Origin of the sequence: Sinomicrobium weinanense (assembly GCF_018863395.1) — a bacterium.
Taxonomy (GTDB): Bacteria; Bacteroidota; Bacteroidia; order Flavobacteriales; family Flavobacteriaceae; genus Sinomicrobium; species Sinomicrobium weinanense.
The window spans coordinates 262,684-276,793 of record NZ_JAHKRR010000001.1; the positions used below are offsets into that span (position 1 = coordinate 262,684).

The 14,110-nt window shown below is 43.3% G+C and carries 10 protein-coding genes; 6 read left to right on the forward strand and 4 right to left on the reverse strand.

Features of this window, described 5'->3' with window-relative positions:
- Window positions 1-16: 16 nt before the first annotated feature.
- From KN811_RS01110 to KN811_RS01120, 3 genes are all read right to left on the reverse strand, one after another.
- Window positions 17-1,057, reverse strand: coding sequence for a Gfo/Idh/MocA family protein (locus tag KN811_RS01110; RefSeq protein ID WP_187964363.1), 1,041 nt, complete (start codon window positions 1,055-1,057; stop codon window positions 17-19).
- A gap of 96 nt (window positions 1,058-1,153) precedes the next feature.
- Complete coding sequence (locus KN811_RS01115) at window positions 1,154-2,860, reverse strand: RagB/SusD family nutrient uptake outer membrane protein (protein ID WP_187964364.1); 1,707 nt, start codon at window positions 2,858-2,860, stop codon at window positions 1,154-1,156.
- A 37-nt stretch (window positions 2,861-2,897) separates the two neighbouring features.
- Window positions 2,898-6,032, reverse strand: coding sequence for a SusC/RagA family TonB-linked outer membrane protein (locus KN811_RS01120; RefSeq protein ID WP_187964365.1), 3,135 nt, complete (start codon window positions 6,030-6,032; stop codon window positions 2,898-2,900).
- A gap of 682 nt (window positions 6,033-6,714) precedes the next feature.
- Here KN811_RS01120 and KN811_RS01125 point away from each other — a divergent pair.
- From KN811_RS01125 to nagA, 6 genes are all read left to right on the forward strand, one after another.
- Window positions 6,715-7,800, forward strand: a complete 1,086-nt coding sequence (locus KN811_RS01125; protein ID WP_187964366.1) for a substrate-binding domain-containing protein — start codon at window positions 6,715-6,717, stop codon at window positions 7,798-7,800.
- Between the two features lie 39 nt (window positions 7,801-7,839).
- Window positions 7,840-8,637: a 3-keto-disaccharide hydrolase gene (locus KN811_RS01130; protein ID WP_187964367.1), complete on the forward strand. Its 798-nt coding sequence runs from the start codon at window positions 7,840-7,842 to the stop codon at window positions 8,635-8,637.
- Between the two features lie 157 nt (window positions 8,638-8,794).
- Entirely contained in the window at window positions 8,795-9,553 is a 759-nt protein-coding gene (locus KN811_RS01135) for a glucosamine-6-phosphate deaminase (protein ID WP_187964368.1), read from the forward strand.
- A 157-nt stretch (window positions 9,554-9,710) separates the two neighbouring features.
- Window positions 9,711-10,742 (forward strand): Gfo/Idh/MocA family protein, encoded by a 1,032-nt coding sequence (locus tag KN811_RS01140; RefSeq protein WP_187964369.1) that lies wholly within the window; start codon window positions 9,711-9,713, stop codon window positions 10,740-10,742.
- A 215-nt stretch (window positions 10,743-10,957) separates the two neighbouring features.
- Entirely contained in the window at window positions 10,958-12,424 is a 1,467-nt protein-coding gene (locus tag KN811_RS01145; protein ID WP_187964370.1) for a sodium:solute symporter family protein, read from the forward strand.
- 7 nt (window positions 12,425-12,431) lie between these two features.
- Complete coding sequence (gene nagA / locus KN811_RS01150; RefSeq protein WP_187964371.1) at window positions 12,432-13,634, forward strand: N-acetylglucosamine-6-phosphate deacetylase; 1,203 nt, start codon at window positions 12,432-12,434, stop codon at window positions 13,632-13,634.
- 120 nt (window positions 13,635-13,754) lie between these two features.
- On the opposite strand, the gene KN811_RS01155 is transcribed toward nagA, so the two are convergent.
- Window positions 13,755-13,955 carry a hypothetical protein gene (locus KN811_RS01155; RefSeq protein ID WP_187964372.1) on the reverse strand — a complete coding sequence of 67 codons (201 nt, stop codon included), beginning with the start codon at window positions 13,953-13,955 and terminating at the stop codon, window positions 13,755-13,757.
- Window positions 13,956-14,110: the final 155 nt, after the last annotated feature.

Here is a 14,110-nt window from a genome sequence, read left to right on the forward strand (position 1 = left end):
TTTTCTTTTAAGCCTTCTACATTTTCCTGGCATCTTTTGTTGCTTTATGCATCACCTCTTCCAGTGTAACCGGCTTTCCGTTCCGCAGCTTGCTTTCATCTGCCGCGGCCATAAAGGCAAAGATCTCCAGCGTTTCTTCTTTACTGACCGGTACTGTTCCTGTTCTGAAATAATCAATGATCTTTACAAGCAAGGGGTCATACCCATCCAATATCTTCACCTTTTCCGCCACTCCTTTGCTTCCATGGACCACTCCTCCGAAAGAGGCTTTCCCTCCTTCGGGGGTAGCTGTGAAAATCCCTATCCTGCCATCGTCCCATACCCCGGTGACCACATTGGATACCGGGGTGTCAAACCTTGTTACTTCTTTGCAACCCGTTCCCATTAATGTAAAAAGCGCTTCGACACCGTGAACTCCGTAAAACGCCAGGTCCATATGCTCCACCTGCTTTTTCGCAGGGCCGTAGGTGTGGGCCCCCAGTACCTTACCAACGGTAGCCTTACCTTTTGCTATTTCTACGGACTCCGGGGCAAACCTGGTGCTTGAGGCCGAAAATACGGGTACATTGTATTTTTCTGATGCCTCAAAAATTGTTATGGCCCCGGCCAGGTTACCGGATACCGGTTTATCGATAAACATACGTTTCCCCGCTTTTAACACGGGTAATGCTTCATCGAAATGTCTTCTGCCATCCACAGATTCCAGCAACACGAAATCTACCTTACCTATGAGCACCTCAATTGAATTGACTATTTCCACCCCCATGGCATTCACCTGTTCCGTGAACATGGACAACCTGTCTATACTGGCCGGCATATCCGCACTTCCTTTGGTGGGATAGGCAGCAACTACCGTAAACCCCTCAAATTCGGGCCGTCCCGTATCGTTGATCGCTTTGGTAAAAGCGGTTACATGGGAGGTGTCCAGTCCAATGATCCCAATCCTGCCCCCTGTATTTCTTTTGCTGTTCGCATACATTGAGATATTTCCTGCCAGACCCACTCCTAATCCTGCTAATGCAGTCGATTTTATAAAATTACGTCGTTTATTTTCCATTGGTTTAGAATTGTTATTGTTGTTATATAAGTGGCAAAAGCTATTTTATATACCTTATCCGCTTTAATGAATTAGCCCCGCTATTGCCCATAATCCTTAATGATAGCCGGGATTTTGATTAAATTCCGATTCTATGTTTAGATCAATTTGGTCCTGCGGAATCGGAAACAAGTTATTATAATCCTGGATATTAGCCCCCGGTAACATGGGATTATCATGATATTTTCTGGTCCTTTCGATCAACTTGTCCGTACGCATCAGGGTCAACAATCTCCATTCTTCAAAATAGAGTTCCCGGATCCGTTCGTCCAGGATATAATCAATATCCACATCTTCCGGTAAAACAGGGTTTGCATGGGCACGACTCCTGACCTTATTAATATCCCTGGCGGCTGCAACCTGATCGTTATTATGACATAAATAGGCTTCTGCCCTTAAAAGATAGGTTTCCGCCAAACGCATCGCATAGAAATCGGTAGAAACAGCACCGCCGCCGCCGCGGTCAGGATCGGCAATTGTGGCCTGCACTACGGGCTCCCAACCTTTCATAAAAAAGGGGTAAATGTAATTGGTAGTATCCTTCAACTGATTTCTGGAGCCTGGTGCGTATTCCGAAAGGTCAATTTTTTTACCATGGTATTCAGACTCCGGATTTTCGTAATAGAAATTCCGCTTTATATTATGTTCAGCATTGCGTATATCGTTGTGCCAATTGCCCTTCCACACATCGTAAAAAACCAGGTTTGTTCCACGGGTTCTCGCTACCTGTACACCCAATGTATCGGAATAGGTATTGATAAATGCGGGCTTCCCGTCCGGGGCAGCCCCCAGTTTGGAAAGGCGGGGACCATATATTCCAGACCAATAGTGGTCTGAGCCCCCCAATTCAAGATTCGGCTCAAACTGAATGGTCCAGATGGCTTCGGTATTTAATGGAGGGTTTTGGTTGCCATACCGGAAAAGGTCCCAGTATACGTCTCCTGACCCCAGTACATCATTTTGTTCTCCAAAGCGCTCTGTCATCAGGCTATAACCAAATTCATCGATGACCCTGGTTGCCGTATCAATGGCCAGATCGCATTTGCCCTGGGCGAGATATACCTCGGTCAATAAATGTAAAGCCGCACCCCGGGTCAAACGCCCCGGTGAAACTTCGGCCCCGGGAGGTGGCAGGTTTTCGGTTGCAAAGACCAGGTCTTCTTCCATCTGTTTGTAAACCTTTTCTTTGGGTGCTCTTGTAAAATCTACTTTTGCTTCTTCTATGACCTCAGTGACCAGGGGTACATCTCCCCACAAGGTAACCGCAAAGCGATATGACCACGCCCTGAAGAACATGGCTTCGGCCAGCAATGAATTTTTTTCGGCCTCATTTTCCCACAAATCGCCCTCTATTTGGTCAATGGACCCGATAATGATATTTGCAGACTGAATATGCTTGTAGGCGCTATCCCACCAACGCTGTATTACTGACGACTGAGGTGTAACACTGGTTTCATAATTCGTTAAAAATCGCTGCCCGCCCGGAGTTTCCCCGTCATAGCCTACGTCGGTACCATTTCCATGTAAGGTATAAGCCTCATTGGCCCTCATGAACCATTTTGCACGAATATCCGAGTATATGCCGATCAGTCCGGATTCTATCCCGTCCGGAGTAGTATAGGCATTCGAAGGTGTTAAAAAATCCAGTGGTTCCTCTTCCAGGAACTTTTCATCACTGCAAGCGAGACAAAGCGTCAATACCATAAATATTACGGCCATTGTCCTTCCGCTGCCCCAAACCTTTAAGATATTTATATTTACCATTACCGATTTTTTATTTTATAATTGAAATCCATTAACCTTAGTAACTTAACCTAAGTCCCAAGCTGATGTTCCTGATCATTAAGGAATTTCCGCTTTCAGGGTCATATCCTTCCCAATTGGTCCAGGTGTAGAGATTTTGCCCGCTCACATAAACCTGAAGATCCTGTGCCTTCAGGGTGTCTAAAATATTCTGGTTAAATCTGTAACTTATGGAAAGGTCCTGTAATCTCACAAAACTCCTGTCCTGATAATTTCCCGAGGATACACTGGGATAATTATAAATGGCCGGGGCATTATCAACCCCGTTGTCGGGCGTCCAGTTCTCCCTGATTGCAGGCTGATTGGCTCTTTGGGCATAATCAAAACTTGAAGTGGCCTCCAGAAGGTACTTAAGATCTCCTATATAGTACCCGTTACCTCCCTGAACAGAATTGATAAGGAAGGACAACGACAGGTTATTGTACGACAGGCTGTTACTGATACTAAACCTGTATTTCGGTTCGGTGTTCCCAACAATGGTCCTGTCGTCTGCAGTGATCCTGTTATCGCCGTTCAGGTCTGCGAGCTTAAATTGGCCGGGATAAAAATCATCAAGCGTTTCCCCATTGTACAGTTCTTCCTCAGACCATACCCCCCCTGTTCGTTTATAATCGTATATGGCCCCGATGGGTTCGCCTATAAACCAGCCGTTGCCAATATCATCCCTGCCATCTCCGTAGAGTTCAATGATTTTGTTGCGGTTTAATGAGAATACAAACCTGCTTTCCCACCGCAACGGGCCGTCGAGGTTAACGGTCGATAATTCGACTTCGACCCCTTTATTGGCTATTTCCCCGATATTGGCCCATACACTTTTATACCCGGTAGCGCCCGGCAACGATCGTTCTACCAATACATTTTTTGTATCTGCCTTATAGACTTCAACGGAACCTGAGATCCTGTTGTTTAAAAATGAATAATCCAGGCCGATATTTGTAGATACGGTGGTCTCCCAGCTTAAGCCCGGGTTTCCCATAGAGGAGGGGAGTGTACCGATTGCAGATCCCGAACCAAAGGCATAATATCTGGCACTTAATCTCGACAAACTGGAATACGCTCCTATTCCCTGGTTTCCGTTTTCACCATGGGAGACTCTTAATTTTAATAAGTCGAGCCATTCTGATGTTCCTTTCATAAAAGTTTCCTCCGCAATATTCCATGCCGCGGAAAGTGCAAAGAAATCTACAAACTTGTTTTTCCTCCCAAATCCGGAATAGCCATCCCTCCGGTAGGTTCCCGTAAGAAGATAACGACTGTCAAACCCGTAATTTATCCGGGCCATATAACCCAGAGTACTTTCTTCCCATGCTCCGGAACCAATAGTATATTGCTCTGCCAGTCCCATATCATTAAACCCCAGAACTTCGCTTGTAAATCTGTTGGCATCCATAGAAGACCCATCCCATGAAGTATGATCCCTGGTGTACACCAGGGTGATATCTACATCATGCTTTTCAGCAATATTCTTCCGATAGTTCAAAATATGATTGTATATCCAATTTGTCCGTTCGTTATTTTCAATTTTTCCCCGACCGTTTACCGCAGAAGCCTCTTCTACCGTACTTGGATAAAAAGTCCTGTTCTTTCGGGTCGTTGTATTATTGGAGTAATTAAAATTATAATTCAGCCCCGCTATGCCGGGCACCTCTATTTTTACATAAGCAGTGGCGAATAAATTTTTTCGGATATCATCGTTGTCAACATATTCATAACGCAGCGGATGTGCCATTAAGAATTCCTGGTTAAACCGGGTGGGATACATCCCGTTTTCATCGAATTTGCTGGCCAGGGGACTGGCATTTAAAGCTGACGAGAGCGGTGCCTCCAATCCTGAAAGGTCCTGATAGGAATACAACATGTTAGCCCCGACGGTAACCCAGTTCAGTATGTCTCCTTCCACTTTACTGTTCAGCGTATTCCTTTTAAACTGATCTCCTACCAAAACTCCTTTCTGGTTTGTAGACGACCCTGAAACATAATACGAAAAGCCTTCACCGGCGCCGGAAATGCTGAGGTTATAATTGGATATCGGTGTGGTCCTGGTCACTTCATCGATCCAATTAATTTCATTCCCTGCGAGATAGTTGGCCCTTTCATCGTCGGATTTTAAAACATTGAGAATACTTTGTTCGTTATAGCCGGGATGAACAGGTTTTCCACCCTGATCACCCGGTCCTGTGGGCTGTTTTCCATACCAACCATACAAACCCTGGAAATAATTATAATCGACCAGCCTTTTTGCATATTGCTCCCCGTTCATATATTTCACCGGGTTATTGGTATACCCCTGGAGCCCTGCATAGGTACTGAAATTGATCCTGGGCCTTTCGCCCCTCTTTCCTTTTTTGGTGGTAATAAGCACCACCCCGTTTGCAGACCTGGAACCATAGACCGCAGCGGCACTGGCTCCTTTCAGAATGTCGATCTTCTCGATGTCGGTGACATTTATACTGGACAGGGTCCCATTATAAATTATTCCGTCCAATACAATTAAAGGACCATTACTGGCCGACAAGGAGGTGTTTCCCCTAATGGAAAAACTGGGCTCACTCCCTGCCATAGAGCCTCCATCGACATTCAGGCCTGCTGTTTGTCCCCGCATCGCCTGTACAACATTGGTATTTGCCGAAGGAGGCATGTCAGCTACATTAACACTTGTAATAGCGCCTGTCAGATCCTTTTTTTTCTGTGTACCATAGCCTACCACGACCACTTCATCCAGTTTTTGAGCGTCTTCTTCCAAAGTAACCTCTATTTGTTTTTGGCTCTTGACGGCAACCTCCTGTGTAATATATCCAATATACGATATGAGGAGAATGGCATCTTCATCAGAAACTGTTAATGAAAAATTTCCGTCAAAATCCGTAGTGGTCCCGTTAGAAGTGCCCTTTTCCATAATAGTAGCCCCAGGCAATGGCACCCCTGCCTTATCCAATACTTCACCTGTTACTTCCCAGCCCTGAACGGTACCCGGCTGGTCAATTTCATTAGTGCCGGGCACCCCGTTATCCGTCATTTCCATGCCTCCAAAAGCACTGAGCACTTTTACAGTATTACAGCACATACCATGTACCGGAAGAAAGAGCCCCATGACAGCAATGCCACTACCTATAATTGATTTTAATCTGTACATATAATGATCTTATTTAGGCTGGTTAATTATTTGGTTATATTTTATATTTTGAAATAAATGGATTCCTGAACAACAAGGTTTTTCTTCAGGATATAATTCTTTATAAGCTTGTATTATTAAATGTGTGCGCACACACAATTTGTGTAAAATCGACTAGGAATCAAGTGAATTTATTGCTATTTACAGTTTAAATATTTGTAAATGTGTTTTTTATATTAAACACTCCGATCTTTTGATCAGAAAGTAGCTCCTAAGGCTTAAGTCATTTTATGGAAACAACTTAAGCCTGTTTGAGAAAAAACTATAAAAAAACCGTTTTTAAATAAAACTACACTAAACTATAACTCATTGATAATATTTGATTTTCAATTATTAAGAAGTATAGGTTTCCTGATTTTGCCATTTAAAAGGTTGACTGCAATTTTGTCTGAAAAGACCATGTGCTGGCATTTCAAAAAAAGCAATTATTTAATTAATGAGTTCCGAAATTAACAAAATTTTTTAAACAAACAAGGGAAAACCTAAAAAAATGTGTGCCTACACATATTAATGACAAAAAACCGTGTTTTATCGAAAAAATTATTAAAAAAGACTAATTATCTTTCCTGGTTAACTATAATATATATATATTTGTGTGCCTACACATAATAATTGATATACCATATTCCTTTATTTAAAAAAAGTGAGCACAAAAAGAAAAACAACAATTCAGGACCTTGCCGATTATGCAAATGTCTCTATTGGAACCGTTGACCGGGTGATACACAAAAGAGGGAAGGTCTCGCCTGATAAACAGAAAAAAGTTGAGGAGGCGATCAAAAAGCTGAATTTCAACCCGAATCTATTGGCAAGGACCCTGGCTTTGGGGCAACAGTTTGTTATTTGCAGTCTTTTTCCGGGGACGACCCACCCAAACAGCTATTGGAGCCTGCCCAAGCGTGGCGTAACAGAAGCTGTTGTAGATTACAGGGATTACGGCCTTGAATGCCATGCCATGGAATACAGCCTTTTTGACGAATTGAGTTTTGTAGAAAAAGCGGATGCGATCATCGATATGAATCCCGACGGCGTAATTTTAGCCCCTCTTTTTGAGAAGGAGAGCCTTTTGTTCATTAAAAAGCTCGATGAGAAAAAAATTCCCTATGTCTTCATTGATGCGGTTATCCCGAATCAAAAGAACCTTTCTTATATAGGCCCGGATCTTAAGGGAAGCGGTCATGTGGCCGGCAAGCTCATGAGTTCAATGTTAAACAGTTTTGACGACATCCTGATACTAAATTTTGTAAAGGGCCTTGAGAACAGTCATATTAACATAATAGAGAAGGGCTTCCGCGAATTTTTCAGTTCTTCGAAAGACCTGGGCAACGGAAAAATAAATTCCGTTACCGTCCCCTCAATAGAAGAGGCAGATATAACCCGGGAATTAACAAAATACTATATTAAAAATCCGGAGACCAAGGGAGTGTTCGTTACAAATTCCAGAGCCCATATCATCGCAAAGTATCACGCTATGCATGAGCTCCCGATCAAATTGATCGGATTTGATATGCTGGAAGCCAATATTCTTGAAATGAAGAACGGAAATATTGATTTTCTTATTTCCCAAAGGCCAATTTCCCAGGGGGCAATGGCCGTTAAGACACTATTTGAATTTTTTGTCCAAAAGAAAACCCCTGCGAAAATCCGGCACGTACCCCTTGATATCATTATCAAAGAAAATATAGATTATCATATAAAGCTCCAGGAACCTGTTAACGACAAACTTTAGCAGTTGAAAAATTAAATGAAGTCTTAAAAACAAAAAAAAATGAACAAGTTGCTTTTAGGGATTCTGATCCCCTCTTTATTTTTACTCGGCTGTAAAACAGAACAGGAGAAAAAAAGTCGCCAACAGTCCAAAGGTGAGGATAATATATTGTCTGCTACTGAAATAAGTGAAGGATGGGAGTTGTTGTTCGACGGTAAAACCTTTGACGGGTGGCGCAGTCTCGGTAGGAATACCGTCCAGAATGAACACTGGAGGATCGAGGACGGCACGATCCGGAAACTGAACAGTGGCGAAGTCCCATCCCTTCCGGATGGGCAGCCCGTTGAGGGCGGGGATCTAATGACCAGGGACTCTTTTGACAACTATGAGTTATATTTTGAATGGAAGATCTCCAAAAAGGGAAATACCGGGGTAAAATATAATGTGTCCGAAGAAATGTCGCAAAACTACGATTCCAAATACTCCGCCCTCGGGTTCGAATACCAATTACTCGATGATAAAGACAGTGAGTATGCCGGTAAACTAAAACCTTCCCAGTACACCGGTGGCCTGTACGATCTGGTGGCCCCGAAAAATGCCCGGGTCAATCCAGTGGGAGAATACAATTCCAGCAGAATATCCGTGAATGGTAATCTCGTAGAACATTGGCTGAACGGAACCAAAGTACTAACCTGTGAATTGGGCTCCCCCGAACTGGATTCCCTGTTTCAGAACAGTAAGTATAAAGACATTCCCCAGTTTTTGGAAAAACGGAAAGGACATATTGTCCTTCAAAATCATAAAGATGATGCCTGGTTTAAAAATATTAAAATAAGAAAGATCCCACCAACAGATTAATACAGGTGAACAGTTAAACCATAAAGACTCCTCTGAGGCTGTATCATTCATAAAAAACAGCTTGTATCAATGGCCTTATATGATGATTATAGCGGAATAACAAACCGGGGTTGCACCTCCTTTTTTTAAATGAAATTAAAATATAATACGATAGCTCATGAAGACTGATCTTATCATTGAGAACATACCAGTATCCATTTATGAAAATCCCGATGCCATGGGGAGCGCCGCTGCCGATTTTGTAGAGCGAAAAGTGAAAGAGGCCATTGACCTGAAAGGTTATGCGAACCTTATTCTGGCAACGGGATCTTCTCAATTCACCTTTCTGGAGGCTTTTAAGGAAAAAGAAATTGATTGGCAAAAAATAACGGTTTTTCACCTGGATGAATACAGGGGTATCCCGGAAAAACACCCAGCCAGTTTTCGCAGGTATCTGAAAGAACGAATATTGGACGAGGTTGCTCCAAAAAAAATATACTTTTTGAACGGGGATGCTGAAGATGTGGAACAAGAGATCCGGCGATACTCCAATGCGTTGCAAAAGCATCCCATAGATATTGCCTGTATCGGTATAGGAGAAAATGGCCATATTGCCTTTAACGATCCTCCGGTAGCCGATTTTAATGATCCGAAGCTGGTGAAGTTGGTAACGCTGGACGAAGCATGTAAAAACCAGCAGATCAACGAAGGGTGGTTCCCTACTATGGAGGATGTTCCCAAACAAGCTCTGACCCTAACCATAACGGCCATATTAAACTGCAAAGCGATTAGCTGTGTAGTGCCTGATGAAAGAAAGGCCCGGGCCGTTCACAACGCCCTTTATCATCCGATCAGTACTGAATGTCCAGCCACCATCTTAAGAAAACATCCGGATACCAGATTGTTCCTTGAAAGAGGTTCTGCTTCCGAAATATAGAATCACGGTTCCCGTGTCAGTTTTATCGGCACGAAGATCAAAACGGAACAAACGGTTCATACACAACCAACCATGGAAACAGGAAAGTATCAATAACCAGTATTGTATCCCCCTGTTTTCTGTACTTTAAAAATGAAAAAATACTTACCGGCAAATTATGCATAGAACAAAAATCGGATTCGGTATCATCGGAACAGGTGCCATTGCATCTCACCATGTTAAGAGTATCCGGGAATTGGAGGACTGTAAATTAGTTGCAGTTTGCAGTTCAACACCGGAAAGGGCAGAAGAGGCTTCTGAAAAATTTGGCGTACCGGCCTATTTCAACCTGGATGATTTTCTACTGAGAGAAGATATAGATATAGTTTCTGTTTGTACACAAAGTGGCAAACATATGGAACCGATAATTGCGGCAGCGAGGGCTGGCAAACATATTATTACCGAAAAGCCACTGGAAGTAAGTCCGGAACGGGCCAACCGCATTATATCCGTATGCAGATCACAGGGCGTAAAACTATGTGTTATTTTTCAAAACAGGTTCAACCCCGCGTACCTCCGGTTAAAACAAGCGGTGGACCAGGGTGCTTTAGGCCGGTTAATTTTAGGAAATGCTTATATAAAATGGTACAGGGACGGGGAATATTATAAAAGCAGCAATTGGAAAGGTACTCTAAAGGGAGACGGAGGTGCCGCATTAATAAACCAGGGGATTCACACCATTGATCTGTTATTGGATATCATGAAGGATGTGAAGAGTGTTTTTGGAAAAGTAAAAACAATGGTACACGATATTCAGGGAGAAGATATTGGAATTGCCATGTTGGAATTTAAAAACGGGGCTGTGGGAACCATTGAGGGAAGTACGGCATTGTACCCGGGTTATAAAGAACGTCTGGAGATCTATGGAGAAAAAGGAAGCATTGTTTATGAAGGAGGCAAAATAGTTCGCTGGGATTTGAAGAACGGAGAAAATATAGCCAAAGACTTTACTGAAAATTCATCCAGCGGCGCCTCAGATCCCATGTCTGTGGATTACCGGTTGCACATGGCCCAGATAAAAGAAATGGTTTATGCAGTTTGCAATGATCGGGAACCGTTGGTGCATGGGGAAACCGCTATGAAGTCCCTGGAACTGATCTCTGCCATTTACAAATCTTCCGATGAAGAAAAAATAATCAAGTTTAAATGATCGCTATAATGTTTTGGTTCATAGCCAAAATATCAGTTATGACGTAAGATTACAGGAGGTAAGACATAGGATTTTAAAACCTGTAAAGCCTTACAGCACTTTAGTCCTAAGTCATATGTCATGAAGTCTTACATCTTAAAAACATCCGTAATGAATTTTAGTCATGTACCTGGGCAGCTTCTTAGAATCAGGCCAATAAACTTAATTGAATAACCATGGAATTAAACCATATCGATTTTATAATCATAAGCATTTTCTTTTTATCAATGATCATTATTGGGGTCTATGCTTATTTTAAGAACAAGAGTTCTGAAGATTTTTTTGTCGCAGGGGGCGACTTGCCATGGTGGCTGTCCGGCATTTCGCATCATGTTTCAGGATATAGCGGGGCTGTTTTTGTGGCTTATGCGGCCCTTGCCTATACTTATGGTTTTTCGCTCTATGTATGGTGGGCATTTACCATAGGAATCGCAGTAATAGGCACCGCTAAAATTTTCCCCGTCTACTGGGTCCGTTTGCGAAAAAAATTTAAAATACAGTCCCCTTTGGAATATTTGGCCATTCGCTATAATGTCTTTACCCAACAGCTCATAGCCTGGGTCGGTGTAATACTTAAACTTTTTGATGTTGGTGCCAAATGGGCCGCCATTGCAATACTTCTTAACGTTACTACGGGGATCTCCTTTGCGCACGGGATATTGATATCGGGTGGCGTTTCTCTGATATATATAACCATCGGAGGGCTTTGGGCTGTGATCTTAACCGACCTGGCCCAGTTCCTGGTGCAACTGATAGCTGGTATTATCATGTTCGTATTGGTGTTAAGCCGTTTTGGAGGTTGGGACTCGGTTTTTGGTATATGGGACAAGCTCCCTGCAGGAAACAGTCAATTATTTAACGCTCCCTATACCGCAGGCTTCGCCGTGGTTTTCTTATTCATTAACTTCCTGAGTTATAATGGAGGTAGCTGGCCTCTTGCTACACGGTATATTTCGTCCAATACCGAAGGGGAAGCCTCCAAAGCAGCCTATCTCTCAGGTATCCTCTATTTAGTATGGCCCTTGATCCTGTTTTTTCCTATGTGGGCAGCTCCCCTTATTTTACCTGAAATGGAAGATCCATCCGGGTCCTATGGCCTTTTGATACAGGAACTTTTACCCAATGGGCTGATCGGCCTGGTTATCGCTTCTTTGTTTGCCAATACCATGTCCATGACCTCGTCTGATGTAAATACCATTTCTGCCGTTATCACACGGGATATACTTCCCGTAATATCGGATAAATTCAGAAATAAAAAAACTTCATTGTTCACCGCCAGGATCACTACCTTTATATTTACCTCCCTCACCATTGTAATCGCCTTTCAATATGAATATTTCGGGGGGGTATTAGGACTTATTGTTACCTGGTTTGGTGCTCTCCTGGGCCCCATAGCTGTACCGTTATTGTTCGGGTTGATCCCGGTTTTCAGATCCTGTGGCCCAATGGCTGCCATTTCCTCTGTTCTGGCAGGATTGATCGCCTTCAGCATCACAAAAATAATACCTGTGGACAGCATGGCGCTGGAAGTGGGTATGCCGGTAATCGTCAGCATGTTTGTCTATGCTGCCTTCGGCTTGATCCTGAAGAAACCTGTTTCCCGGGAAGTGATAGACCTGGAAGCGGCAATAGCAGATAAATAAAAAATGAATGATGCAAAAGCTATTAATACACAACGGAAAGGTTATAACTCCCTTTAGAATAATCCCCAGGGGTGCCGTAGAGGTTACAGGGGGCAAAATTACTGCAATATACGAAGGAGAGGCTAAGGTGAACAATGCCATCGCAATTGATGCCAAAGGCCGGTATATCTCCCCGGGGTTTATTGATATCCACGTTCATGGCGGGGGCGGGCATGATTTTATGGACGGAGATGCGGAAGGTTTTCTGAAAATTGCCGAACTACACGCCAGATACGGGACCACAGCTATGGTACCTACCACCCTGACGGGGAGTAAAGACCATTTAATAAGCATCCTGAAAGTTTACGAACAGGCCCGTAAAATCAATAAAAATGGTGCTGAATTTTTGGGTTTACACCTGGAGGGCCCGTATTTTTCCATGAACCAGAGAGGTGCACAGGACCCGAAATATATCCGGGATCCCGATCCGGCAGAATACCGGGAAATCCTGCAAAAGTCGGGTCAAATAGTGCGTTGGAGTGCAGCTCCGGAACTAAAAGGGGCTATGGAATTCGGCCGCTGTCTCCGGGAAAACAACGTATTGGCATCCATCGCCCATACGGATGCCATCTACGAAGAGGTCGTGGAAGCGGTAGAGAACGGGTATTCGTTGTCCACCCACCTTTATTCCGGCATGTCGGGAGTAACTCGAAAGAATGCTTTCCGGTATGCAGGCGTCATAGAAAGTTCGCTGTTAATGGACGAATTGGATGTAGAAATAATTGCCGATGGAATACATCTTCCCGCCCCGCTGTTAAAATTGATATACAAGGTAAAAGGCCCTCATAAAACAGCCCTGATCACAGATGCGATGCGGGCCGCCGGGAGCCCTCCCGGAGAGAGCATTTTAGGACATAAACAACACGGTTTAAAGGTGATTGTGGAAGACGGTGTTGCCAAACTCCCCGATCGCAGTGCTTTTGCCGGAAGTGTGGCTACTGCCGATCGCCTGGTCAGGAATATGATTGAAATAGCGGATGTTCCGTTACCGGATGCCATTTTGATGATGACCAATACCCCGGCACGTATCATGGGCATCGATCAAAAAAAGGGAAGCCTCACCATCGGAAAGGACGCGGATATTGTTATTTTTGATCAAAATATCGAGATTCAGGAGACCATTATCCGGGGAAAACGGGTTTATCATCGAACTTCAGATAATAAGATCTAAATGATCCGGTGCCTGCTTTCAATGGAGGTGGGTTCGTTCCGGAGAAGATTGAACAAAAAAACTGCATCGTCAAAGCAGCTTTTTTATTGATGGGCTCAGCAGAACAATTTTCGAACCATTTTATGTAGGATTTGAAGAAATTCTTCTTTTATACGTACTACCTATCCTCTCAAAAATAACCATATTTTCTGCATCATTTATGAAAATCAAAGGGATACTGAAGTAGATAACCAATTTTATAGCATCGCAAAATATAATATCGTTATAAACCGGGAGCACTGTTTCCGGGTTCATACCACCAATATGGATGTATTTTTCCATCTTGTTGAAGATGCCTCCTGTATTGTGGCAATGGTCGGATACAGAAGAGCAGAAAGAATACGTTTTGCTGCACATCCTCCAAAAGACACCGAAATCATAGCTAAAAAAAGCCCGGTGTTTCCTTTTCTGAAGATTCCAAAGATTATTGCGAAGAT

Bases quoted from the DNA above. Each gene is read 5' to 3' on its own strand.
- KN811_RS01110 (WP_187964363.1), bottom strand. From the start codon at position 1,057: ATGGAAAATAAACGACGTAATTTTATAAAATCGACTGCATTAGCAGGA.
- KN811_RS01115 (WP_187964364.1), bottom strand. From the start codon at position 2,860: ATGGTAAATATAAATATCTTAAAGGTTTGGGGCAGCGGAAGGACAATG.
- KN811_RS01120 (WP_187964365.1), bottom strand. From the start codon at position 6,032: ATGTACAGATTAAAATCAATTATAGGTAGTGGCATTGCTGTCATGGGG.
- KN811_RS01130 (WP_187964367.1), top strand. From the start codon at position 7,840: ATGAACAAGTTGCTTTTAGGGATTCTGATCCCCTCTTTATTTTTACTC.
- KN811_RS01135 (WP_187964368.1), top strand. From the start codon at position 8,795: ATGAAGACTGATCTTATCATTGAGAACATACCAGTATCCATTTATGAA.
- KN811_RS01140 (WP_187964369.1), top strand. From the start codon at position 9,711: ATGCATAGAACAAAAATCGGATTCGGTATCATCGGAACAGGTGCCATT.
- KN811_RS01145 (WP_187964370.1), top strand. From the start codon at position 10,958: ATGGAATTAAACCATATCGATTTTATAATCATAAGCATTTTCTTTTTA.
- nagA (WP_187964371.1), top strand. From the start codon at position 12,432: ATGATGCAAAAGCTATTAATACACAACGGAAAGGTTATAACTCCCTTT.
- KN811_RS01155 (WP_187964372.1), bottom strand. From the start codon at position 13,955: ATGGAAAAATACATCCATATTGGTGGTATGAACCCGGAAACAGTGCTC.